The following is a 22,403-nucleotide window of genomic DNA, read 5'->3' on the forward strand; positions in this document are numbered from 1 at the left end:
CCTGTAGATCCATATCTTGCGCAGATCTAGAATGTGTTTGCCTTCCTCGCCGCCGATCCTGGTACGGATTCCATGACTGAGCACGCAAGTTACCACCACGTTAGTGAAGTTCCCGGCCTCGTGCTGGGCTCGGCGCGCCTGACGGATGCCGGTTTCGATCGCCATTACCACCTCGACTTCCACGTTGGCTTCGTGACCGAAGGCATCCAGCGTCATCGATCCAAAGGCGAGTCGTTTCTGCTGGGGCCGGGCAATGTTGCCCTGATGCCGCCGGGCGAAATCCACGACGGTGTGGCCGAAGGCGGCGGCGCCTACACGCTCAAGACATTCCGTTTGTCCCAGGCGCTGGTCGCGAGCCTCGCAGAGGACATCAGTGGTCGGCCCAGTGAGCTGGAGCTGGCCGGCATGTTGCTCGAAAACACCGGGCTTGCCGGCCACCTGCGCGGCTTGCACGAGGCCATGCAGCAGGCCATCGGCCCTGGCGGTCTCGCGGTGCAGGCGCAATGGCTGACCCTTGTCGAGGGTCTATTGCGTCAGTCGCGGGTGATCGTGCCCGAGGCGATTTCTGGAGCGCTCTCGCCCCTGCAATGGTCACGCCTCAGGGACTATTGTTTCAGCCACATCGATCAGCGCATTACCCTGGATGACCTCGCCGGTCTTTGCGGGTTGGGCCGGTTTTCGTTCCTCAAGCAGTTCAAACGGACCATCGGCATGACACCGCACGCATGGCTGCTGCGACTGCGTCTTGAACAAGCCTGTGGCCTGCTGTCGCGCAGCGAACTGCCGATCATCGATGTCGCCCACGCGGTCGGGTTTTACGATCAAAGCCACTTCAACCGTGCGTTTCGACACGCATTCGGCGTCGCGCCTTCACGCTACAGACATTGAGTGTCGGCGTTTCGCTGGCCGTCAATTTTTTACAAGCCTGGGCACTGTCCCTCGCCCTAGGATGCGCAAAACCGGGCGACTCTTCTTCGCCCGTGCAGCCGAGGACAGGTAGATGAACGCTCAATCAAACCAACCGCTCGCATTGAGTTTTGCCAGCGACAACATCGCGGGGGCCTCAAAGGAAGTGGCGCAGGCCATGATCAGGCACAGCACCGGCCAGGCCAGTGCGTACGGCACGGACGAACTCTCCCTAAAGGTCAAGCTCAAGCTCAGCGAGATCTTCGAGCGCGACGTGGAGGTCTTTCTCGTCCCTACCGGCACCGCCGCCAACAGCCTGTGCCTGAGTGCGATGACGCCACCCTGGGGCAACATCTATTGCCATCCCGCCAGCCATATCAACAACGATGAATGCGGCGCCCCGGAGTTCTTTTCCAACGGCGCGAAGCTGATGACCATCGACGGCCCATCGGCCAAGCTGGATGTCACCCGCCTGCGCGAACGGACAGGTGAAAAGGTCGGTGACGTGCACACGACCCAACCTGCCTGCGTCAGCATTACCCAGGCCACTGAAGTCGGTAGCCTCTACAGCCTGGACGAAATCGCCGCCATCGGTGAGGTGTGTAAGGCAAGCGCCCTGGGGTTCCACATGGACGGTTCGCGGTTCGCCAACGCGTTGGTTGCCCTAGGCTGCTCCCCGGCGCAGATGACGTGGAAAGCCGGGGTGGATGCGCTCTCGTTCGGGGCTACCAAGAATGGTGCGCTGGCCGCCGAAGCGATCGTCCTGTTCAACCCCACGCTTGCCACCGAGATGAGCTATCGCCGCAAGCGCTCCGGCCATCTGCTCTCCAAGATGCGTTTTATATCGGCGCAGATCGATGCGTACCTCACCGACGACCTGTGGCTACGTAACGCACGCCAGGCCAACACAGCCGCCCAGCGCCTGGCCCGTGGGCTGGCGGGTCTGCGAGGCGTTGAAGTCATGGCCGGCGCCGAGGCCAACATCCTGTTTTGCAAGCTGGATTCGGCAATCATCGAAGCCCTGCTGAAGGCCGGGTTCGGGTTCTACCATGATCGCTGGGGGCCAAACATCGTGCGCTTTGTCACCTCGTTCGCGACCACTGCCGAGGATGTCGATCATCTGCTGAGTCAGGTCCGGCGAGTGATCGATACGCTGAGCGCGTAAGCGATTGGGTAATGGCATTGATGGCTGAGCATGCGCCGGTGGTTGGTCGGGGTTGATGATGGAGGGGCGATGTAGCTCCACGCGATGTAGATTATATTTACGTCAGGTAAGTTTGGATCTGCGAAGGATCGACCGACGACTGGTGAAATAAATGCTTGAGTGGCAGTACGCCGTGCCGCTCGTCGAATTTGAAAAATCTTTAGAAAATTTTCTCAGGCCCTTCACCTTCAGATGACTGTGGGCGCCGCATTCAGTGAATCACCGAATGAGTATCGGCGCCTTTTTGGCCTGAGGAGATTCGTCATGTTCCTACATAACAAACGACTTCAATACACCGTGCGCGTTGCCCAACCCAATCCTGGTTTGGCGAACCTTTTACTTGAGCAGTTTGGCGGAGCCCAGGGGGAGTTGGCCGCTGCGTCCAGATACTTCACCCAGGCGTTGGCCGAAGAGGATCCAGGCAGAAAGGATCTACTGATGGACATTGCCACCGAAGAACTCAGTCACCTGGAGATCGTCGGTTCAATCATCGTGATGCTCAACAAGGGTGCCAAAGGCCGCCTGGCCGAAGGCGTGGAAGAGGAGGGCGAGCTGTATCGCGCAATCAATGGCGCCGGTAATGACTCGCACATCACCTGTCTGCTGTACGGCGCCGGTGCACCACTGACCAACTCCGCAGGCGTGCCGTGGTCGGCAGCCTACGTCGATACCATCGGTGAGCCCACGGCGGACATGCGTTCCAATATTGCTGCCGAGGCCCGCGCCAAGATCGTTTACGAGCGCTTGATGAACGTCACTGATGATCCGGGTGTGAAAGAGGCCCTGGGGTTTCTGATGACCCGCGAGATCGCGCATCAACTGTCGTTCGAAAAAGCCTTGCACTCGATCCAGCCGAACTTCCCGCAAGGCAAGCTGCCCGGCATGCCCGAGTTCACCAATGTGTACTTCAACCTGTCTCAGGGCGAAGGCAGCACGCGTGGGCCGTGGAACCAGGGTGTCGATTGGGATTATGTAGAAGATCCAAAGCCGGCAGTCGATGGCGGTGATGGCACTGCCAGCGTGGAGTTGAGCGCTGACGAAGACTCGCTGCTGATGGACATGAAAGCCCGCACGATGTCTGACCCCGAAAGCAATCCCATCACGGGTGCAGACCTGGGCTCGGGTGTCCAGGGACGTGATGAAGCCTGATAGATGTCACCGCACGCCGTCATGGCGTGCGGTGTTTCTCATTCAACGATGCGAAACAGGAGGTCTCATGTCCGAACCGTCCTGATTGCCGTTGCATCAGGCCTGATGGAGCCTTTAGGCGCTGTTGTCGGCCTCGGCATTTCAACCAGTTTCGCCTTGGGCTACCCCGTCGCTTTGGGCCTTGCAGCAGGGGGCGATGATCTTTGTTGTCTCCCATGAGGTCATACCCGAGGCACATCGCTGGCCACCAAACGCCCGCGACGTTGGGGCTGATGCTGGGGTTCGGGGTCATGATGTTTCTCGATACGGCATTGGGCTGACCGCCTTACCCGTTCGAACCGGATAAGGCGCCTGAGAGGGGAAGATTTCAATGCACGAGATTATCAGTGCACAGGATTTGAATATTGACCTGCAAAGCGCCAATGAAGAGGGCTTGTTCAAATGGCTGGTCGCCAGTTTTTTAATGGGCAAAAGGATTCAGGCCCGGATTGCCGCGCAAGCGTATCGAGTGATTGTCGATAAGCATAAGCGTGACACACCGGGCAAGCTCGCCCACAGCACCCATCGGGAACTCGTCGCCATGTTGGGCGAGGCGCATTATGTGCGATATGACGAAACTACCTCTGCGCGTCTGTTGGCCTTGGCTCACAAACTCAACAATGAGTACGCAGGGAAGGTGAGTAATATCGTCAGCGCGAGCGCGGATCGCCGGGACTTTGAGAATCGGCTCATTGCCTTTGAAGGTATTGGTCCCAAGACGGTCGAAATTTTCATGCGCGAGGCGTCACGAGTGATCCTGTGAACGCGCAATAGCGCCGAGGGACAGGTCGAGCAGAGCAAGTCGTACAAAAAAAAGCACCGGAGACAACCTCAACATGGCGAACTTTCTTTCGATCTACCAAGTCGATTAGCTATCAGCCTCATGCGCAACAGTAGAGGGTGCGCAAGCCTTGGCTAGTGGCTCGCGATGGATCCAGAACAAATATTAAAAAATGGTGATCGCGATGAATTGTCTTATTTGTGTCGGTGTCGCACAGCGCATTCAATGCGACGGCCCATGGGAAGAAAGAGACTGTCCGGACTGTGGTCGCTACCGTGTTTCAGATGAGCTCATCCTGGCCTTGATTGATCAGGGGCAGATCTTCGACGTCAGCAAGACGAGGGATATGCTCAATAACCGGCGTCTGGAGGATGCTATTCCGACAATTGAAATCCATGAGGCGCTACTGGTGTCTTGATAGGGTCGCGCAAACCATGCCAACGCAAAAAATAACCGTTGAAGGCTTGCAGTTGAATGTTTCAATCCGCGGCCAAGGCTCACCGCTGCTCTTGCTCAACGGCCTGGGTGGTTTGATCCGTACCTTCGATCCCCTGCGCGATGAACTGATGGATTTCAGGACCATTACGCTGGACGTGCCCGGGGTCGGGAAATCGCAAATGCCCCGCTGGCCGATGCGTCTGCCGCGCCATGCCGACCTGATCGCCGGGATGACGGATGTTCCGTCCGCACCAGCGGATGCTGATTCTCACCGGCGAACGCGACCCCCTGGTGCGTCTGTACAACGCGCACATCCTGCGCCGCACTATCCGCCGTGCCGAACTGCATGTCCTGCAGGGGCCCGATGCACGCGGCTATCGTTTCATCAGAGCTGCCAGCAATGCACTCATATCGCGCCAGTGCGACCCCTCCCAGTAAACCCGTTGGCAGGCGTCGCAGTGCAGGAAGTGCGAATGGAGGGCCGCAATGCGTGGCGGCACCCGTGGCCGAGCCCGTTCCGGGCTGAGCTCGTGCAGCGGCAGGTTGCAGTGAAGGCACAGGCTGAAGGGTCGCGCACAACGCGCCAGGTCGAGGCGCTCGAACAATTCACGCAGCTGCAGCGATGGTTTAAGGGCATGCACATAACAGCCGTGGCTGATGATTCGGCGCTTGAGCAGGTCGCGGTCGCGCGTCAGCACGATACGGCCGTGCTGCGCAGCGATCTCGGCGATTTCGCCATCCTCGAAACCATTGTCGTAGAGGGTGTCGAAGCCGCTCATGCGCAGCAGCCGGGCCAGCCCGCCAAGGTGTGCGTCCGCGACGAAACGCAGCACCCGTAAAGGTTGCGCACGCACCTTGAGCAGCGGGCTGATGTCCAGCGCTTCGAACTTGGGATACACCGCCAGCCGGTCGCTGTCGAGGATCACCCGCTCGAAGCCCACCGACTCGCCGTTCAGCAGCACCAGCTCGACCTCGGTGTGCGGTACCCCGAGGGCCTCGATCATGTGCTTGACCGTCGCCCCTCGCGCACACTCGCAGGTAAAGGGTTGCCGCCGCCGTTCGGCGGGCAGGAAATCGTTGAGCTCCTCATAGAAGCGGAAGGTTGCGCTGGTCATGCTCAACAGTATGGCAGGGCTGCAGGCACACAGCCGCTGCCAACCGATTCAGCGCAGGTGCACGTAGGTACCCGGCGCAGCCTCGGCGGCGGCATAGGCCCTGTTGCCGAGTTTGCGCGGAGCCTTTTTGTGATCGCCCGAGCGTGCCTGCAACCAGGCCAGCCAGTGGGGCCACCAGGACCCGGCCTGTTGACTGGCAGTGTCCATCCACTCCTGAGCCTCGACGGGCAGGTTGCTGTTGGTCATGAAGCGCGCCTTGGGGTTGCCCGGCGGGTTGAGGATGCTCTGGATATGCCCGCTGTTGGACACCACGAACTCGCCCTGGCCGCCAAACAGATGCATGGAGCGATAGCAGGCGTCCCACGGGGTGATGTGGTCGCTCATGCCTGCGATGCAGTAGAAATCACTGGTGACCTGGCCGAGGTCTATCGGTGTGCCGCCGACCTCCAGGGCGCCGGCGCGGGCGAACGGGTTGGTCTGGTACATATCGATGAATTCGCCGTGCAGCGTGGCGGGCAGGTTGGTCGTGTCGTTGTTCCAGTAGAGGACATCGAAGGCCGGCGGCTCGTTGCCGAGCAGGTAGTTGTTGATCCAGTAACTCCAGATCAAGTCATTGGGGCGCATCCAGGCGAAGACCTTGGCCAGCTCGCGGCCCTCGAGCACGCCCGCCTGATAGGAACGGCGCTTGGCGGCCGTCAGGGTCTTCTCGTCGGCGAACAGCCCGACCTGGGTGTCGGGGCGTATGTCCAGCATGCTGACCGCCAGGGTAAAGGCATTGATCTTTTTCTCGTCCAGGGCGGCGTAGTGACCCAGCAGCGAGGACAGGGTGCAGCCTCCGGAACAGGCGCCGAAGGTGTTCAGGTCGGCGCTGCCGGTGATCGCAAGCACCGCGTCGATCGCTTCCTTCAGGGCTTCCACGTAGCTGGTCAAACCCCATTCGCGCTGGGCCTTGCCCGGGTTGCGCCAACTGATGGCGAAGGTCTGGATACCGCTGCCGAGCAGAAAACGGATCAGGCTCTTCTCCGGCGTCAGGTCAAACAGGTAGAACTTGTTGATCTGCGGCGGCACCACCAGAAACGGACGCACCTGCACCTGCTCGGTACGGGGCTTGTACTGGATCAACTCCAGCACCTCATTGCGAAACACCACCGCACCTTCGGTGATGCCCAGATTGTGGCCTACCTCGAACGCCGTCTTGTCCACCTGGCTGGGCATGCCGCCGTTTTCGAGCAGGTCCCGGGTCAGCTGCGAGAAGCCATCGAGGATGCTCTTGCCGCCGGTTTCAAAGAAGCGCTTCAGTGCGACCGGGTTGGCCAGGGTGTTGGTCGGCGCCATCGCATCGGTCAGCAGGCCGATGACGAACTGACCACGCTGAGCGTCCTGTTCGCTGAGGCTGCTGGTGCTGATCCAGTCGTTCATCTCCTGGCACCAGGCCAGGTAAGTCTTCATGTAGCGACGGTAGAGCGGGTTGCGCTGCCAGGTCAGCTCGTCGAAGCGCTTGTCTCCCGCCGCGGGCTTGAGCGGCGAGCGGTCGAGCAATACATTTTTCAGCTCGATACCGAATGCAGCCATATGCCGTGCGCTGTGCACGGGTTGCTTCACTACCTGTCGCAGGACCATGCGGGCGGTACCGAGCAGGTCGCGCCCGCGAGGGCCGACCGCCGGATTGAGGTTCAACGTTTGCATTGCGGCTTGCTGGGAGAGTTCTTTATTTTTCTTGTTCATTGTGCTGCTCCGGAAAGGCCCCGAAGACGGGCGCCCGGCAGTTAAAGGGCTGCGAGCAAGCCGTGCATCGTAAAAGGCACGGCTGGCCACGCAGATCTTGAGCAGCAGCTTATAGAGGGGGGAACGGCAAACATTTCATTTGACGACAACACCTTTTCACTTCATGACAATCCATGACCTTTTATCCGCGATTTGCTGAATCGCTCGGGACGACAGGATTCAAGGGCAGGGGATACCTTGTCGTCGACTATTTCCTCGCTGGCAAGTCGGCCCACGATCGCCGCCAGCGTGACGCCAGGATGCATGGCGCAAACGTACACTCCATCGATATCGGGCAGATAGCCGATGATGGGGATGCCATCGACAGGCATTGGCCTGAGTCCAGCCAGGTGATACGCCAGGGACGCGCCCACAATGCCTGCCCCGATGACGACCACTCGCTTGCCTGCGTTAATTTCATGACAGCTTCCGTTCTGTTGGCCTGATTAAAGTACTGGATCCGGGCTAGTGCTCCAATGTCTTCGCCATGATGATGGTGCGCTCTGATTGGTGAAATTCGTCGCGGATTTTCTTGAAGCCAAGCGCAGCGTAAAAACCTTGCGCAGTGATTGAAGAGGGGACACGCAGGAGGCTGACGCCATCTTTTATGGCGATCGATTGAATCATCGCCATCAACTGTCTTCCGATGCCTTTCCCTTGCCAGGTTGGGTCGACAAACACGCTTCGGACGACGTCCTTATCAAGACTGGCTGTTGCAACGATATGACTGTCGGTTGTTGCTACTAGCACCTGACGCCGGGTCAACAAATCAAGGATCGCCGATGGAGAAAAACTTGACTCCACTTGATCGATGATTGCGGATGAATAGTCCAGGGCATTGGACTCGCGAAGGGTGCCAATGATGATCCGACTGATTGCCAGTGCATCTGCATTGGTTGCGTTTCGAATCAGGCAACTCATTCAGGTGGCTCCTTGCGTGTGATCCCTTGATCGTAAAGGGATGTGGCGTTACTGGCGAGTATGAAAGGCGCCTGATGTATTGCGAACGCTGCATCGATTGGACATTGACTCGTTCAGATGACTGCTTTTGGCCGTTTTTTTTGTTTGTTATGGACTCCCGATTGTTCCAGTCAGTCAGACCACCCACTGATAGCGCGCCCAACGATGGGCTGTTCACTATTTGCTTGATGCGTACAGCTTCACGAGCAGCCGGAAGAATCAAGTGACGCCACCGCTTACATCCGGTGATGTTCCAACAAGAAGTCCACGAACAACCGCACCCGAGCCGGCATTGCCGAGCCGCCTACGAACACCGCATGAATCGGCTCCTGGTCGCCGGGGTTCCAGGCTTCCAGCAGCGGTATCAGGTCACCGCGCTGCAGATCCTCGCTCACGCTGAACTCGCCGATACGCGCAATGCCGGCACCTACTCGCGCGAGTTGCGCCAGCGCTTCACCGCTGCTGCATTCGATGTTGCCGCTGACCTTCAGGGAAAACTCTCTTGTGTCACGGATGAACGGCCAGTTGGGTTCGGCACGCCGGAAGTTGAAGCGTAGGCAGTTGTGCCGTAGCAGGTCTTCCGGTTCCTGGGGGATGCCGTGGCGCTGCAGATACTCGGGCGATGCCACCACTACCTGGCCGGTGTTGCCGATCCTGCGCGCGGTCAGCGGGCTGTCGGGCAGATGGCCAAAGCGCACCGCGACGTCGGCCTGGCCGCCGAGAATGTCGACCACTTCGTCGCCGAGGGTGAGGTCGACGACGATGTTCGGGTAGCGGGCGCTGAATGCTGCCACCAAGGGAACGATGGCCAGTCGCCCATGGCCAAGGGCGGCGCTGACCCGCAATCGGCCCCTTGGTACGCCCTGGTCGGCGATGGCTTCTTCAACCTCGGCCATGTCGGCCAGGATACGCCGGGCGCCGCGCAGGAAAGCCTCGCCCTCGGCGGTGAAGGTGATCGCTCGGGTGGTGCGCAACAGCAGGCGCGTGCCAAGACGTTGTTCGGTACGCGCGATGATCCGGCTGACCGCCGAGGGTGTCAGCCCCAATGCACGCGCGGCGGCCGACAGGCTGCCTTCCTGCGCCACGGTGGCGAACACTTCCATTTCACCTGACCTGCCGTTGAAGTCCATTTGTGCCTCTTACGCAAAGGTGATTGCCGAAAATGCTATCTACCGCCTGAAAAGGTTGGATCGTAGCATTGGCGGCATAGATAAGGAGCCTTCCATGCGTATCAATCCACCACTTGTCGCACTCGCCATCGGTGCTTTTGGCATCGGCGTCACCGAGTTCGCCCCCATGGGCATGTTGCCGGGCATCGCTGCGGATCTCGGCGTTTCCATTCCCGCCGCCGGTTTGTTGGTCAGTGCGTACGCCCTGGGCGTACTGCTCGGCGCGCCGCTGATGACCCTGACCACCGGCAGGATTCCCCGGCGCTATCTGCTGATCGGACTCATGGCGATTTTCACCCTGGGTAATCTGATGTCAGCCCTGGCCACCGATTACTACAGCCTCATGGTCGCCAGAGTGGTGACTTCACTGAACCACGGCGCGTTCTTTGGCGTTGGCTCCATCGTCGCCGCCAGCGTCGTCGCTCCGCAGAAACGAGCCGGGGCGGTTGCGGCGATGTTCATGGGCCTTACCCTGGCAACCATCGGCGGTGTGCCGCTGGCCGCCTGGTTTGGCGAACTGTTCGGCTGGCGCACCGCATTCTGGGGTATCACCGGCCTCGGCGTGGTGGCCATGACCGCGTTGTGGTTCGCCCTGCCGAACCTGCCGGCGCCGAAAAGCGTCGGCGTTATGGCCGAAATTCGGGTACTGGGCCGTGGCCCGGTGCTGGGGGCGTTGGCCCTGACCGTTGTCGGCTCGGGTGCAATGTTTACCGTCTTCACCTACATCGCGCCGATCCTCAGCAGCGAGACCCATGCGTCCACCGCCTACATCACCGCCATGCTGGTGCTGTTCGGTGTGGGGTTGACGCTGGGCAACATGTGGGGCGGCAAGGCCGCCGACCGCTCGATAGATCGCACCCTGATCGTTTCGCTGAGTGTGCTGATTCTCGTCTTGCTGGCGTTCACCGTGCTGATGCGTTGGCCGCTGCCGGCCGCCGTTGCCATCCTGATATGGGGTATCGCCAGCTTCGCCCTGGTGCCGCCGCTACAGATGCGCGTCATGGAGGCTGCGAAGGACGCGCCCAATCTGGCCTCGGCGGTGAACATCGGTGCCTTCAACCTGGGCAACGCGATTGGTGCGGCGCTGGGTGGAGCGGTGATCAATGCCGGTCTAGGTTATCCGGCGATTTCCCTGGCCGGAGCGGCAGTGGCGGGTCTGGGGCTGCTGATGGTGTTGGCTTTTGCCTGGCGTTCCAGAACGATTGCAGCTGCGGTGGTGTGAGGGGGATGTTATTCACCATTGATGAGTAACGACTAGCGGCCAGTTGTTGCCTGTCGCGAAGGACTGCAAGCGACCCATTGCAGTCGCAGGCAGCCCTCATTAATGATATCGGACACACAACAGTAGTTTTCTGACTGTTCGCCTTTAGCTCGCAAGGGGATGCCGGCTTATTGTGATCTACACTCCTTGAGCGTGTGGATGGGGGCATGCCAGTCGATCCGTAAAAACCTTGTCTGGCTATCGTGTATCAGGCGAGTTCGACAACGCCTAAATTCAAGCCCTGACCGCCAACACGACTTGGCGCTGCTGAGAAAAATCCAAGAGCGTTTCATGTGTCATGCCTGGTATCTAACCGTCGGCATGAAAACTCACGACGCCAGCTTGCACTAAACCAACGAGGTGAAAATGAACAGGAAGTCAAACCGGGGCTGGACGATGGCTGCGGCACTCGTCGTAGTGGGTTCAACGGTATTTGCTGGGTGTGCGAGCAAGAACGATCCGATCACACAGGCAAACAAGGCCGATGTGACCAAGGGCGTACCCGCACCAAGTCTCGAGCAGACCAAGGCGATCGCCGAGGAAGGTTTCATCTACGGCTTGCCGCTGGTGATGAACTACGCCGTGATGCACGAATATGCCGTCGACAAGGGCGGCCCGCAATACAAGGCGCCGTTCAACCAGATCAAGAACGAGCCTCGCGTCTTCACCTACCAAGATACGGCCATCATCACTCCGAACAGCGACACCCCGTACTCATTTGTCTGGCTGGACCTGCGCGCGGAGCCGATGGTTATCTCGGTGCCGGCAGTGGACAAGCGGCGTTACTACTCGGTGCAGATGATCGACGGCAACACTTACAACTACGGTTACATCGGCAGCCGTGCCACCGGCAACGAAGCGGGCGACTACATGGTGGTCGGTCCCGATTGGAAAGGCGCGCCCCCTCCCGGTATCAAAAAAGTCTTCACCTCGACCACCCCCTTTGCCGTGAGCGCCATTCGGACTCAGCTCTACAATGCCAAGGACATGCCGAATGTCGAGAAGGTGCAAGCGGGCTATAAGGTCCAGCCGCTCTCCGCCTTCCTCCATCAACCCGCGCCGCCCACTGCGCCGAAGATTGATTTCGTGCCGGCTACGACGGAAGGCATCAAGGCCAACTTCTACGAGTACTTGTCGGCCGCGATGGAGTATGTGCCGCCATCGGCCGACGACCAGGAGATCCGGGCCAAGCTGGCGAGCATTGGGGTGGGACCTGGTCGCACCTTCGAATTCAAGGACCTCTCGCTCGAGCACAAGGCCGTGGTCCTGCTCGGGATGAAGGCCGGTGACGAGAAGGTCGACAAGTTCCTCGCGAGCGGGACGAAGATAATCAACGGCTGGAACGTAGGCGCGTACTTCGGCGACCAAACGTTCTACAAGGCCGACTGGCTGAAGCGTGCTGGTGCTGCGAAAGGCGGCCTTTACGGCAACGACGCCGTCGAGGCGATGTATCCCAACACGCGCACCGACGGCACCGGCCATACGCTGGATACCAGCAAGCGCAAGTACACGCTGACTTTCCCGGCCGGCAAACTGCCGCCAGTCAATGCCTTCTGGTCAGTGACCATGTACGACGGCAAGAGCCAGCTGCTGGTCAAGAATCCGCTCAACCGTTACCTGATCAATTCGCCGATGCTGTCGGCGATGAAGAAAAACACGGATGGTTCACTGACGCTGTACATCCAGAAAGACTCCCCCGGCAAGGCCAAGGAGGCAAACTGGTTGCCCGCGCCTGACGACACCGTCTTTCTGGTAATGCGCCTCTATTGGCCAAAGACCGCCCCCCCTTCGATTCTTCCCGCTGGCGAAGGCAGCTGGCAGCCACCGGCGCTGGTGGTATCGAAGTAGTGCGACCCATTGCTGACACGTAGGTCGGTGTCGGCCAGTGCTACCTTTTTTGCCAATAGCAGCCGATCATGAAGGGCTGCTATTGGTCTCTTGCCCACTCGACAATTGTCCCATCATGCTGCGGCTGATGAGCCTACCTTCAGGCTGCCACGCTGAGAGTCCGGGGCCGACCACTACACAGATTCCCGGCGCGCCGAAAATCAGAAAGCCCGAAAATAGTGGTTACGCAGCCATTTTCGGTTAATATTTTCTGAGTGTTCGGCGCGTATTTTAAGAAAATCTTGGCTCGGTTAAAAAAATCTAGCCAACGACTGGGGAAAAAATGGGAAATCTAGTGGGTTACGCCCATTTGATCAATGCGATGGGGCTGAAGGCTATCGGGGTAAAGAAGCCCGCACTCGTTCAACCCGTCACCCGCATTGAGCGGATCAACGGCGCGCTTGCAGTGCCGCAAGCGGTTGCACCGGAGGCTGGGGATTTTCTCGCCCACATCATCTTTGCGCTCAAACATGAGGGCGTCAATCTCTCTATTTTGGCGCAGGCTCTGCCTCGCATTGAAGGTCAACTCCTTGTCGAGGCCATAACCCAATCTCCCAGCAGTGGCTATCTGCGTAAAGTCTGCTTCCTCTGGGAAGTCTACTCCGGCGCTTTACTGGACTACACGGACAAGCCTCGGGGCCCCGGCGTCCTCCTTTTTGATCCAGAGCGCTACATCACTGGCCCATCGGTGCGAAACAACCGCTGGCGCGTGGACTTCAATGGGCTGGGGACACTCCAATATTGCGCGACGGTAGAGCGCACGCCTGAGGTCCAAGCCCTGCTTGAATACGACATTCTAGGGCGCTCGAAAGAGTTCATTGCTTCCTTGCCTAAGGAAATGATGGATCGCACCATCAACTGGGCGTACCTGAGCGAAACAGATTCCTCATTTGCGATTGAAAAGGAAGCACCAAGCCAGCAGAAGTCAGAGCGTTTCGTTCAGTTGCTGCGCCAGGCACATGACCGCCAGCCGCTTACCGAAGACTACTTGGTCTCTCTGCAAAACAATGCAATTTCCCAACCGCTTGAATGGGCGGTGGCCTTCCGGCATGAACAAAACCACCTGACCAACTCCTTTCGAGGAGCGGCAGGGGTCACCTATATCCCCCCACCTCCAGACCTTTGCCGGGATCTGATGTTCGAACTCATGGCCTTCGCAAACCGTGCACCGTTGGAGCTTGACCCGCTGGTGGCCGCCGGCATTGCCTCATTCGGGTTCGTGTTCTTGCATCCCTTCATGGATGGGAATGGCCGACTGTCGCGCTTCTTGATACACCAGGCATTGTGCTGCAGCGGTGCGCTGGAGAACGGTTTGTTACTCCCTGTCTCCGTTGCCATGAAGCGAGAGGAGCAACGCTACCTTGAAGCTCTGCAGAGCTTCTCGAAACCTGCCCGGCAATTCTGGGACGTTCGTTGGATCGATGCCGACAACATGTCGCTTAACTTCACCGGCGACCCAAGCCTCTATCGCTACTGGGATGCGACTGAATGTGTGGCCTTCACGCTGGAAATGGCCAAGCGGGCATTGGAAATTGAACTGAGGGAAGAAACCGAGTATCTGCAACGATACGACACGTTGCTCAAGGTGGTTAATGACAACTACGACGTGCGCGGCAGCCTCTTGAGCAAGCTGATAATGCAGTGCTTAGACCAGAATGGGGTCGTATCAAAGGGCCGGCGGAAGCAATACAACGGGTATATCCAAGAGGAGGTTTTCGACTTCCTGGAAGGTCACGCCCAAGCCCTTCTGGCAGAAGCCTACGCAGAGCCCGACGACTAATAGTCTAGCGACCGGGGCGGTTGAATGACCGGTGGCAGATCCCTTGGGTGAAGCCATGGCCATCTCAGTCCCGCCATCTCCACTAGCTATCAGGCGGCCCAACCTTTCAAGCTCCTCAGCTTTGAAAAGGCCCAAAGCGTGCGGTCGTTCACCCACGTGGCCATAACTGGAATACCTCAAGTCTGTAACGGGCGCTGATCAAAGCAATCAGCAGCCTGCGACAGACTCCATTTATTCCCGACAGACTTTATTTCATAGCTCAAGCAGGCCAGGCAGGAGATCTACTTTTTCAACAGAATCGGCCGAAAGCTGCCTGTCGTGAAGGGCAGCTATCGACTCAAAGATGTCGCTAATCAACCGATCCATGGGGCTGCGCTGATTGAGCTTGCGTTACTATCCATGCGCTTTCTTCAGCCCTTGCAAGCGCACTTTCGCCCTTTGCACAGCGGGCAGGGAGGGTGGAGGTCATCAGTTCCACGGCAGTGACTTACCGAGGCGCCAGGTCGCCGTACCAGTAGGCTGCGGTGACGCCGCCATCCATGAGAAAGTCGCTGCCGGTGATGAAGGTGCCTTCGGGCCCCATCAGTAACGCCGCGACTGCAGCGACTTCGTCGGGTGTGCCGCCACGGCCGGCAGCGCTGAGATCGATCATGCGGCGGTAGCCTTCGCCACGCGGACCGCTCAATTCGTCTCTGGCCAGTGGGGTGAAGATGATGCCGGGGCTGATGGCGTTGACTCGTGCCCCGCGCTTGCCCCAGCGTACGGCCTCGGCCATCACGCGCAGCGAATTGGCGCGCTTGGAGATCCGATAGGCGTTCAATGGATCAGTCACCTGGTCGGCCTGAAGCATGGGCAGTGCCAGCAATTGCTCGACAGGCGTGGTGGCCAGTGCCTTGTCCTGTTCGGGTGTCAGGGCGGGCAGGCGATGGCCGGACTGCGAGGCGATGACGATTGTCGAGCCGCCCTCGGCGATCACGTTGCCAAACGCTTCCAGCACCAGGGCCGTGCCATAAAGGTCCACTCGCAGGATGGTCGCGACCGGCGCTTGCGAAGGTGAAACACCCGCCGCGTGGATCACGCCGGTGATGTCACCGATGGCGGTTGCCATTCGAACCAGTGCCTCGACCGATTCGCGCGAAGAAACGTCGACGACGGTCGTGCTGACTTCGAAGCCTGCGTCGAGTAGCACCTTGGCCGCTGCGTCAGCGTTCTCCTGGCGCAGGTCGGCCAGCAGGACATGTTTACCCGTGCTTACGCGGCGGGCAATCGCCTGGCCAATCGAACCAGCGCCAATGACGACTGTGACTTTGCGGGTATTTTTCATGAGGACCTCATGTGAATTCGATCAACGCCCTTGGGCGTACTGTTCGTCGCTGACCTGTTCCATCCAGTCGACCACTTTGCCGTCCAGTACTTCGGCAATGGCGATATGCGTCATTGCAGTGGTGGCGGTCGCGCCGTGCCAGTGTTTGATGTTTGGTGGAATCCACACGGTGTCCCCCGGTTTGATTGAACGAACCGGTTGCCCCAACGCCTGCACCAGGCCCGATCCCGCGGTGACGATCAAGGTCTGGCCCAACGGGTGAGTGTGCCAGGCAGTGCGAGCGCCCGGTTCAAAGGTCACGGTGGCGCCGCTGACCCGCGCCTCTTGTGTCCCCTTGAACGGCGCGTCGACCCGAACAGTGCCGGTAAAGTAATCGGCGGGTCCCTTGGCGGAAGGCTGCGAGCCGTTCGGGTTAATGACGAGCATGGGTTTTTCCCCTTCTGCGGTTACATCGAAAGCGAGCAATGACAGCGACAACGCCGTGGCCGCGAGATTTTTCATGACGGTTCCCTTGAGGCAACAGCCGTCGGTGACGACCTGAATGGATCTAAAATCTATCAGCTGCTCATTAATATGATTAGAGGCTAGAATCCGAAAATATTTATGTGAGGTTCTCATCAATGCTCAGGGAAAACGCCAGTGATCTGCTTGCCTTCCTCGCCGTGGCAAAGGAGCGAAGCTTTACCAAGGCCGCTGCCAGGCTCGGCGTCTCCCAATCAGCGCTGAGCCATACGATTCGTGGCCTGGAAGCACGCCTTGGACTGCGTTTGTTGACGCGCACCACCCGCAGCGTTTCGCCCACCGAGGCCGGCGAGCGCCTGATGAGCAGGGTGGGGCCCCACTTCGAGGAAATCGAACTGGAGCTGGCTGACCTGAGTGATCTGCGCGACACCCCCGCAGGCAATATCCGTATCAACGCAATGGACCATGTGCTGGACCAGATCATTCGGCCCGTGCTCAAAGACTTTCTCCCCAGGTATCCGGACATCTCGGTGGAAGTCTGTTGCGACTACAGCTTCGTCGACATCGCCGCACAGGGCTTTGATGCCGGGGTCAGGCTGGGCGAGGACGTGGCGCAAGGCATGATTGCCACGCGCATCGGCCCGGACATGCGCATGTCGGTGGTGGGGTCTCCTGGCTACTTTGCCAACCGCGAACTACCCACGACGCCTCGGGCGCTCACAGATCACTTGTGCAATAACCTGCGCTTGCCCACCAACGGCGGCCTGTATGCCTGGGAGTTCGCCAAGGATGGCGAACGTCTCAAGGTTCGCGTGACAGGCCAGGTGACCTACAACGGTGTTTATCAGCTGTTGGCAGCGGCGCTGGACGGTTTCGGGTTGAGCTACATTCCCCACGACCTGGTCGCGCCGCACCTCGAAGCCGGGCGCCTGGTTCAAGTGCTGGAAGACTGGTCGCCATGGTTTGCCGGTTTTCATCTCTATTACCCGAGCAGGCGCCAGGCGTCGCCCGCGTTTGCGTTGCTGGTGGAGGCGTTGCGTTACAAGAACCCATCCTCTTCGACGTCCTGAGGCTCCCGTAGCGCGATATCCTGGCTGCTGGCGATCATGCGCATGACACAACCGGTGAACAAGTCCGTCAGGTGCTGTTGGGTGATCTGCACTTCGCTCCACTGCAACTGGCCATAGAGCATGCCCATCACCGCGTGGGTGATCAGGCAGATCTCGGCATCCGGCTTGCCCTTAACCCGGTATTGCTCGGCGATGATGTCGCTCAACAGCTTGCTGTGTGCGCGCTTCGACTGGTCGGCGTGGCGTTGCTGTTCCTCGTTGAGGTTGACGAACTCGCGGGTCACCAGGATCAATCGGTGCCTTTCAAGCAGAGCAAAGCTGACGAATGCCTGGACAAAACGACGTAGCCGTTCGGTTGGGTTCCTGGCGCCTTTCAGGCGGCGCCTGGTCGTGAGCAGCAAGTCTGACAAGGCGGACTCGATGAGCTCGAACAACAAGCACTGTTTATTTTCGATGTGGTGGTAAAGCGACCCGGCCTGCAGCCCCAGGTGACCTGCCAGGTCACGCAGGCCAATGGCCTGGAAGCCGCGTGTGGCGAAGAGTTCGACTGCAGCGTGAACAAGCCGGTCGCGAGGGGTGGGTGGCGAAAGGGCGCAGGCGTTAGCGGCAGGCATGGAAGAAACTCGATCTGGCTTAGGGACAGGGCAGCCCGGGCGAGCGGCCCTGTGTTGAGGTGGATCAGACCGGGGTGGTCTCCTGCGGCAGAATCAGTCGCGAAGGAATCCGTTGTCGCGAACCCCGCGCCACCCAGTAGTAGATGATGGCGGGAACGATCAGGCCGATCAGCCATGAGATATCGGTGCCGCCCAGTGTATCGACCAGGGGACCAGTGTAGAAACTGGTAGCAATGAACGGCATCTGAATCAGTACCCCAAGTGTGTAGACCGCAATGCCCGGCAGGTTCCAGCGCCCATAGCGGCCATCGGGATCGGACAGGGCGGGTATGTCGTAGCGCTCTTTGGTCACCAGGTAGAAATCCACCAGGTTGATAGCGCTCCAGGGGGTGAAAAACGCCAGCAGGAACAGGATGAAGGCGGAAAAATCATGCAGGAACGAGTGCCGCCCCATCAGTGCCAGCGCTGTCGCCAACCCAACCATGATCAGGATGTAGACCGAGCGCAGGGTCCTGGAGATTTCCTGATTGCCGCGAAAGCCGCTGACGATCGTGGCCAGGGACATGAAGCTGCCGTAGGCGTTGAGAGTGGTGATGGTGACCTTGCCGAACACGATACTGAAAAACAGCAGCGAGGCGACAAAGCCACTCGCCCCCAGGCCAACGATGTAGGACACCTCATGGCCGGCAAACTGATCGCCCGCCAGCGCCGCGACGAACACGCCGAAGATCATCGAGATCTGTGTGCCGATCACCGATCCCAGGCCCACGGCGAGAAAGGTCTTCACGGCGGATGTGGTTCTCGGCAGGTAGCGCGAATAGTCCGCGACGTAGGGGCCGAAGGCGATTTGCCAGGAGGCTGACAGCGAGATGGCCAACAGAAAACTGCTCAGGGAAAAATGCCGGTTGGCCAGCAGTTCGCCGATGTCGTGGGCCGACAGCAAGCGATAGAACAGGTAGAAAAACGACACCACGCCAATCAGGCTCGACAGCCGCCCGATCACATGGATGGTCCGATAACCGAGCACGGTCAGCACGACGATCATGGTCGCGAAAATCAGAATGCCGCTGGCATCGCTGACGTTCATCAGTTGGCTGATGGCCTGGCCGGCGAGCACCGAACCGCTGGCCGAAAACCCCACATACATCAGGCAGGCCAGCACGATGGGAATGACCGCGCCATAGACGCCGAACTGCACGCGACTGGAGATCATCTGGGGCAGGCCCAGCTGTGGCCCCTGGGCCGCATGCAGGGCCATGATCGCGCCGCCCAGCAGTTGCCCGATCAGCAGGCCGATCAACGACCAGAACACATCACCGCCCAGCACCACGGCCAGCGCCCCGGTAACGATCGCGGTGACTTGCAGGTTGGCGCCGAACCATAGTGTGAACTGGCTGAGCAGCCGGCCATGGCGCTCCGATTCGGGGATGTAGTCGATGGATCGCCGTTCTATATACGTCTTGCGCTGCGCACTTTCTTTGGAGGCGGACATGGCGGTTCCTCTCGGGTGTCGTGGCATACGACAACCTTCTCGGGTTGGGATAAAAAGGGCGGGGCGTGGGATCAGGCCCCGGTTGTCGCGTTGTTAACGCTGGGCGTCGAGCACGCTTCGCGAAATGATGATTTTCTGTACTTCCGAGGTGCCCTCGAAAATTCGCAGGATGCGCGCGTCGCGAACGTAGCGTTCCAGCGGGAGGTCGCGGATGTAGCCATAGCCACCGTGCAGCTGCAGCGCGGCATCGGTGACGAAGCCGGCGCATTCGGCGGCGAACAGCTTGGCGGTGGCCGACTCCAGGCTGAAACGTTCACCGCTGTCGCGACGCGCGGCGGCTTTCCAGGTGAGCATGCGCGCGGCTTCCAGTTGCGTGTGCATGTCGGCCAGGCGCCATTGCGTGCCTTGATAGGCCGCCAGCGGCTTGGGCCCGATCTGCCGTTCGCGGACCCAGCCCAGGCTGGCCTGTAACGCCGCATTGGCCACCCCCAGGGACATCGCCGCCACTTCGACGCGGCCGCGATCGAGCACCGCCATGGCCGTGTTGAAACCGGCGCCTTCGCTACCCAGTAGTGCCGACGCGGGCAACCAGCAGTCCAGGGATAGCTCATAGATGGTGCTACCGCGCAGGCCCATGGTTTTTTCCGGGCTGGAAAAACTGATGCCCTCGGTGCCCTGGGGAATCATGAACGCGCTGATGCCCTTGTGCCCGGCGTCGGCGTCGGTCTTGGCATAGAGCACGATGAAACCGGCTTCGCGGGCGTTGGTGATGTAGTGCTTGCTGCCGCGAATTCTCCAGCCACCGTCTTCAGGTTGCGCACGGCAGCGCATGTCGGCCGGGTTGCTACCCGCTGCCGGTTCGGTCAGGGCGAAGGCGCCGAGTAACTCGCCGCTGGCGGCGCGGGGCAACCATTCCTGCTTTTGCGCTTCGGTGCCGCCGATCAGGATCGAGTCGGTCGCGAGGAAGTGCGCGGTCAAGGCCGACGCGGTGGAGGCGCAGGCACCGGCCACGGCCTCGACCACACGGCTCATGGCCAGGCTGCCAATCCCCAGCCCGCCATATTCCTCCGGCAGGTTGATGCCCATGCCACCCAGTTCTGCCAAGGCTTGCAGGCTTTCGGCGCAGAAGGTTTCGGTTTCGTCGTAATGCTGGGCGCGGGGCTGGATCACCTCGCGGGCCAGTTTTTCAGCGGATTCGATCACCGCCAGTTCCACTTGATCCAATTCAAAGTTCATGGGAAAGCTCCTGTTTGTTCATGCCGAATGCCGCGTTGTCGGCGCCCAGGCGTGGGGCGAGGGTGACGGCGTGGGGTTTGTGGCCATTGAAGAAAACCGGTTGCGGCACCAGCGGTTGCGCGGCGCCCTCGGGCCGGATCAGCAGTTGACGGGCGTGCGCCTGTTCACTGTCGGCGGCCTGGGCGAGGTTCCACACCGGGGAGGAGGGCACGCCGGCATCGAGCAGGATGTCGCAGGCCTGCTCGACGCTCAGCTGGCGCGTCCAGTGTTCGATTTGTGCGCGCAACGCCGGCTCGTTCAACGTCCGTTGCGGGTCCTCGGCGAAGCGTGGGTCGCTGGCCAGTTCCGGCTTGCCCATGCACTGGCACAAGCGTTGGAACAGCTTGTCGCTCGCCACCGCGATGACCACCTGGCCGTCGGCTGCAGAGTAGGTGTCGAAGGGGGTCGATACCGGATGGCGGTTGCCGACAAGGCCGGGCGCAACGCCGTGGGCGAAGAGATTGGACAGCCCGGTCATTTGCAGGCTGAACAACACATCAAACATGGCCACGTCGATAAATTGCGCACCCGGGGTGTGCCGCTCGCGGGCGAACAGCGCCGAGCTGATCGCCCAGGCGGCATAGACACCGGCACACAGATCGCCGATGGACTCGCCGCTGCGCGTCGGTCCCGTCTCGGCAAAACCGGTGACGCTCATCAGGCCGGACATCGCTTGCGCGACAATGTCGTAGGCGGGCTTGTTGGACAGCGGGCCGTGCTGGCCAAAGCCGGAAATGCTCGCGTAGATCAGCCTCGGGTTGTATTGCTTGAGGGTATCGAAGTCGATGCCCAGGCGACGGGTTACGCCGGGGCGGAAGTTCTCCACGACGACGTCGGCGTCACGCACCAGCTCATACAGTCGGGCGAGGTCCGGGGCGGACTTGAAGTCCATCTCGACACTGCGCTTGCCGCGATTGATCAGGCCGAAATAGACGCTTTCGCCATCCTTGAACGGGCCCAGGTGGCGGCTGTCATCGCCGTGCCCCGGCACTTCGAACTTGATGACGTCGGCGCCGAGGTCTGCCAGCATGGCGGTGCAGTGCGGGCCGGCCAGTACGCGGCTCAGGTCCAGTACGCGAACGCCCTGTAGTTGTTGGGTAAACGGGTTGTTGCTCATGGCAGTTTCCTCGGGGAAAGGGGCTGAATTGTTATTCCGGATGTGCAATCCCCCTGTAGGAGCGAGCTTGCTCGCGAAGGCGTCTTTCCTGACACACCTCGGTGCGGCATTCGCTGGCAAGCCAGCTCCTACAGGTTTGCGTCGGCCAAGGCCGGTTTTATTGACCGGTAATCATCGGCAGGTTCAGCCCCTGCTCCCTGGCGCAGTCGATCGCGATCTGGTAACCGGCATCCGCATGACGCATCACGCCGGTCGCCGGGTCGTTGTGCAACACGCGAGCGATACGCTCGGCCGCTTCATCGGTACCGTCGCAGACAATCACCATGCCCGAGTGCTGGGAGAAGCCCATGCCGACGCCGCCGCCGTGGTGCAGGGAAACCCAGGTCGCGCCGCTCGCGGTGTTGAGCAGGGCGTTGAGCAGTGGCCAGTCGGAGACGGCGTCGGAACCGTCCTGCATCGATTCGGTTTCGCGGTTCGGGCTCGCTACGGAACCTGAGTCCAAATGGTCGCGACCGATCACGATTGGCGCGGACAGCTCGCCGCTGCGCACCATTTCGTTGAACGCCAGGCCCAGCTTGGCGCGCAGGCCCAGGCCA

General features: G+C 60.1%; 19 protein-coding genes and 3 pseudogenes. 10 read left to right on the forward strand and 12 right to left on the reverse strand.

The window, feature by feature from the left end; genetic code table 11:
- The first annotated feature begins 72 nt into the window (after nt 1-72).
- The 6 genes and pseudogenes from NPS56_RS21320 (at nt 73) to NPS56_RS21345 (ending at nt 4,497) form a co-directional block, all read left to right on the forward strand.
- A complete protein-coding gene (locus NPS56_RS21320) occupies nt 73-888 on the forward strand; it encodes an AraC family transcriptional regulator (protein WP_274076448.1) in 816 nt (271 codons plus the stop codon).
- Nucleotides 889-1,000: 112 nt separating this feature from the next.
- Entirely contained in the window at nt 1,001-2,071 is a 1,071-nt protein-coding gene (locus tag NPS56_RS21325; protein WP_274076449.1) for a threonine aldolase family protein, read from the forward strand.
- A 303-nt stretch (nt 2,072-2,374) separates the two neighbouring features.
- The gene (locus NPS56_RS21330; protein WP_274076450.1) at nt 2,375-3,259 is read left to right on the forward strand and encodes a manganese catalase family protein; all 885 of its coding nucleotides are present in this window, start codon (nt 2,375-2,377) and stop codon (nt 3,257-3,259) included.
- An 87-nt stretch (nt 3,260-3,346) separates the two neighbouring features.
- Nucleotides 3,347-3,579: pseudogene (locus NPS56_RS21335) on the forward strand (ZIP family metal transporter); the annotation flags it as partial.
- A 50-nt stretch (nt 3,580-3,629) separates the two neighbouring features.
- Nucleotides 3,630-4,061, forward strand: a complete 432-nt coding sequence (locus NPS56_RS21340) for a DNA methylase (protein ID WP_274076451.1) — start codon at nt 3,630-3,632, stop codon at nt 4,059-4,061.
- Nucleotides 4,062-4,263: 202 nt separating this feature from the next.
- Nucleotides 4,264-4,497, forward strand: a complete 234-nt coding sequence (locus tag NPS56_RS21345) for a hypothetical protein (protein WP_274076452.1) — start codon at nt 4,264-4,266, stop codon at nt 4,495-4,497.
- Between the two features lie 394 nt (nt 4,498-4,891).
- Here the strand turns inward: NPS56_RS21345 and NPS56_RS21350 are convergent, their stop codons facing one another.
- From NPS56_RS21350 to NPS56_RS21370, 5 genes and pseudogenes are all read right to left on the reverse strand, one after another.
- On the reverse strand, nt 4,892-5,632 hold the full coding sequence (locus NPS56_RS21350; protein ID WP_274076453.1) for a Mut7-C RNAse domain-containing protein: 741 nt from the start codon (nt 5,630-5,632) through the stop codon (nt 4,892-4,894).
- 48 nt (nt 5,633-5,680) lie between these two features.
- Nucleotides 5,681-7,357: a class II poly(R)-hydroxyalkanoic acid synthase gene (gene phaC, locus NPS56_RS21355; RefSeq protein ID WP_274076454.1), complete on the reverse strand. Its 1,677-nt coding sequence runs from the start codon at nt 7,355-7,357 to the stop codon at nt 5,681-5,683.
- Between the two features lie 161 nt (nt 7,358-7,518).
- Nucleotides 7,519-7,743: pseudogene (locus NPS56_RS21360) on the reverse strand (FAD-dependent oxidoreductase); the annotation flags it as partial.
- A 118-nt stretch (nt 7,744-7,861) separates the two neighbouring features.
- A complete protein-coding gene (locus tag NPS56_RS21365; protein WP_274076455.1) occupies nt 7,862-8,317 on the reverse strand; it encodes a GNAT family N-acetyltransferase in 456 nt (151 codons plus the stop codon).
- Between the two features lie 275 nt (nt 8,318-8,592).
- Entirely contained in the window at nt 8,593-9,486 is an 894-nt protein-coding gene (locus NPS56_RS21370) for a LysR family transcriptional regulator (protein WP_274076456.1), read from the reverse strand.
- A gap of 94 nt (nt 9,487-9,580) precedes the next feature.
- On the opposite strand from NPS56_RS21370, the gene NPS56_RS21375 reads away from it, so the two are divergent.
- The 3 genes from NPS56_RS21375 (at nt 9,581) to NPS56_RS21385 (ending at nt 14,453) form a co-directional block, all read left to right on the forward strand.
- Nucleotides 9,581-10,747, forward strand: coding sequence for an MFS transporter (locus NPS56_RS21375; RefSeq protein ID WP_274076457.1), 1,167 nt, complete (start codon nt 9,581-9,583; stop codon nt 10,745-10,747).
- A 435-nt stretch (nt 10,748-11,182) separates the two neighbouring features.
- Nucleotides 11,183-12,634 (forward strand): DUF1254 domain-containing protein, encoded by a 1,452-nt coding sequence (locus tag NPS56_RS21380; protein WP_274076472.1) that lies wholly within the window; start codon nt 11,183-11,185, stop codon nt 12,632-12,634.
- Between the two features lie 322 nt (nt 12,635-12,956).
- Nucleotides 12,957-14,453, forward strand: a complete 1,497-nt coding sequence (locus NPS56_RS21385) for a Fic family protein (RefSeq protein ID WP_274076458.1) — start codon at nt 12,957-12,959, stop codon at nt 14,451-14,453.
- Between the two features lie 487 nt (nt 14,454-14,940).
- On the opposite strand, the gene NPS56_RS21390 is transcribed toward NPS56_RS21385, so the two are convergent.
- Nucleotides 14,941-15,777 carry an SDR family oxidoreductase gene (locus NPS56_RS21390; protein ID WP_274076459.1) on the reverse strand — a complete coding sequence of 279 codons (837 nt, stop codon included), beginning with the start codon at nt 15,775-15,777 and terminating at the stop codon, nt 14,941-14,943.
- A gap of 21 nt (nt 15,778-15,798) precedes the next feature.
- Nucleotides 15,799-16,278, reverse strand: a complete 480-nt coding sequence (locus NPS56_RS21395; RefSeq protein WP_274076460.1) for a (R)-mandelonitrile lyase — start codon at nt 16,276-16,278, stop codon at nt 15,799-15,801.
- Nucleotides 16,279-16,397: 119 nt separating this feature from the next.
- Between NPS56_RS21395 and NPS56_RS21400 the strand changes: the two genes are divergently transcribed.
- Nucleotides 16,398-17,309, forward strand: a complete 912-nt coding sequence (locus NPS56_RS21400; RefSeq protein ID WP_274076461.1) for a LysR family transcriptional regulator — start codon at nt 16,398-16,400, stop codon at nt 17,307-17,309.
- Here the strand turns inward: NPS56_RS21400 and NPS56_RS21405 are convergent.
- The 5 genes and pseudogenes from NPS56_RS21405 to NPS56_RS21425 form a co-directional block, all read right to left on the reverse strand.
- Complete coding sequence (locus tag NPS56_RS21405) at nt 17,279-17,923, reverse strand: TetR/AcrR family transcriptional regulator (RefSeq protein ID WP_274076462.1); 645 nt, start codon at nt 17,921-17,923, stop codon at nt 17,279-17,281. The two genes, NPS56_RS21400 and NPS56_RS21405, sit on opposite strands and share 31 nt — an antisense overlap.
- Nucleotides 17,924-17,987: 64 nt before the next feature.
- Nucleotides 17,988-19,415 (reverse strand): purine-cytosine permease family protein, encoded by a 1,428-nt coding sequence (locus NPS56_RS21410; RefSeq protein WP_274076463.1) that lies wholly within the window; start codon nt 19,413-19,415, stop codon nt 17,988-17,990.
- A gap of 93 nt (nt 19,416-19,508) precedes the next feature.
- On the reverse strand, nt 19,509-20,651 hold the full coding sequence (locus tag NPS56_RS21415) for an acyl-CoA dehydrogenase family protein (protein WP_274076464.1): 1,143 nt from the start codon (nt 20,649-20,651) through the stop codon (nt 19,509-19,511).
- Nucleotides 20,641-21,807 carry a CaiB/BaiF CoA transferase family protein gene (locus NPS56_RS21420; protein WP_274076465.1) on the reverse strand — a complete coding sequence of 389 codons (1,167 nt, stop codon included), beginning with the start codon at nt 21,805-21,807 and terminating at the stop codon, nt 20,641-20,643. Before NPS56_RS21420 ends, NPS56_RS21415 begins: the two co-directional genes overlap by 11 nt.
- Before the next feature lie 157 nt (nt 21,808-21,964).
- Nucleotides 21,965-22,403 (reverse strand): annotated as a pseudogene (locus NPS56_RS21425) (urocanate hydratase); the annotation flags it as partial.

Source organism: Pseudomonas putida (genome assembly GCF_028682635.1).
In the GTDB taxonomy this organism is placed as follows: Bacteria; Pseudomonadota; Gammaproteobacteria; order Pseudomonadales; family Pseudomonadaceae; genus Aquipseudomonas; species Aquipseudomonas putida_AE.

Excerpts from the sequence above, each read along its gene's own strand:
- NPS56_RS21365 (WP_274076455.1), bottom strand. The coding sequence starts at position 8,317 with ATGAGTTGCCTGATTCGAAACGCAACCAATGCAGATGCACTGGCAATC.
- NPS56_RS21405 (WP_274076462.1), bottom strand. The coding sequence starts at position 17,923 with ATGCCTGCCGCTAACGCCTGCGCCCTTTCGCCACCCACCCCTCGCGAC.
- NPS56_RS21325 (WP_274076449.1), top strand. The coding sequence starts at position 1,001 with ATGAACGCTCAATCAAACCAACCGCTCGCATTGAGTTTTGCCAGCGAC.
- NPS56_RS21375 (WP_274076457.1), top strand. The coding sequence starts at position 9,581 with ATGCGTATCAATCCACCACTTGTCGCACTCGCCATCGGTGCTTTTGGC.
- NPS56_RS21390 (WP_274076459.1), bottom strand. The coding sequence starts at position 15,777 with ATGAAAAATACCCGCAAAGTCACAGTCGTCATTGGCGCTGGTTCGATT.
- NPS56_RS21320 (WP_274076448.1), top strand. The coding sequence starts at position 73 with ATGACTGAGCACGCAAGTTACCACCACGTTAGTGAAGTTCCCGGCCTC.
- NPS56_RS21385 (WP_274076458.1), top strand. The coding sequence starts at position 12,957 with ATGGGAAATCTAGTGGGTTACGCCCATTTGATCAATGCGATGGGGCTG.
- NPS56_RS21395 (WP_274076460.1), bottom strand. The coding sequence starts at position 16,278 with ATGAAAAATCTCGCGGCCACGGCGTTGTCGCTGTCATTGCTCGCTTTC.
- NPS56_RS21350 (WP_274076453.1), bottom strand. The coding sequence starts at position 5,632 with ATGACCAGCGCAACCTTCCGCTTCTATGAGGAGCTCAACGATTTCCTG.
- NPS56_RS21340 (WP_274076451.1), top strand. The coding sequence starts at position 3,630 with ATGCACGAGATTATCAGTGCACAGGATTTGAATATTGACCTGCAAAGC.
- NPS56_RS21410 (WP_274076463.1), bottom strand. The coding sequence starts at position 19,415 with ATGTCCGCCTCCAAAGAAAGTGCGCAGCGCAAGACGTATATAGAACGG.
- NPS56_RS21345 (WP_274076452.1), top strand. The coding sequence starts at position 4,264 with ATGAATTGTCTTATTTGTGTCGGTGTCGCACAGCGCATTCAATGCGAC.
- phaC (WP_274076454.1), bottom strand. The coding sequence starts at position 7,357 with ATGAACAAGAAAAATAAAGAACTCTCCCAGCAAGCCGCAATGCAAACG.
- NPS56_RS21415 (WP_274076464.1), bottom strand. The coding sequence starts at position 20,651 with ATGAACTTTGAATTGGATCAAGTGGAACTGGCGGTGATCGAATCCGCT.
- NPS56_RS21420 (WP_274076465.1), bottom strand. The coding sequence starts at position 21,807 with ATGAGCAACAACCCGTTTACCCAACAACTACAGGGCGTTCGCGTACTG.
- NPS56_RS21400 (WP_274076461.1), top strand. The coding sequence starts at position 16,398 with ATGCTCAGGGAAAACGCCAGTGATCTGCTTGCCTTCCTCGCCGTGGCA.
- NPS56_RS21330 (WP_274076450.1), top strand. The coding sequence starts at position 2,375 with ATGTTCCTACATAACAAACGACTTCAATACACCGTGCGCGTTGCCCAA.
- NPS56_RS21370 (WP_274076456.1), bottom strand. The coding sequence starts at position 9,486 with ATGGACTTCAACGGCAGGTCAGGTGAAATGGAAGTGTTCGCCACCGTG.
- NPS56_RS21380 (WP_274076472.1), top strand. The coding sequence starts at position 11,183 with ATGGCTGCGGCACTCGTCGTAGTGGGTTCAACGGTATTTGCTGGGTGT.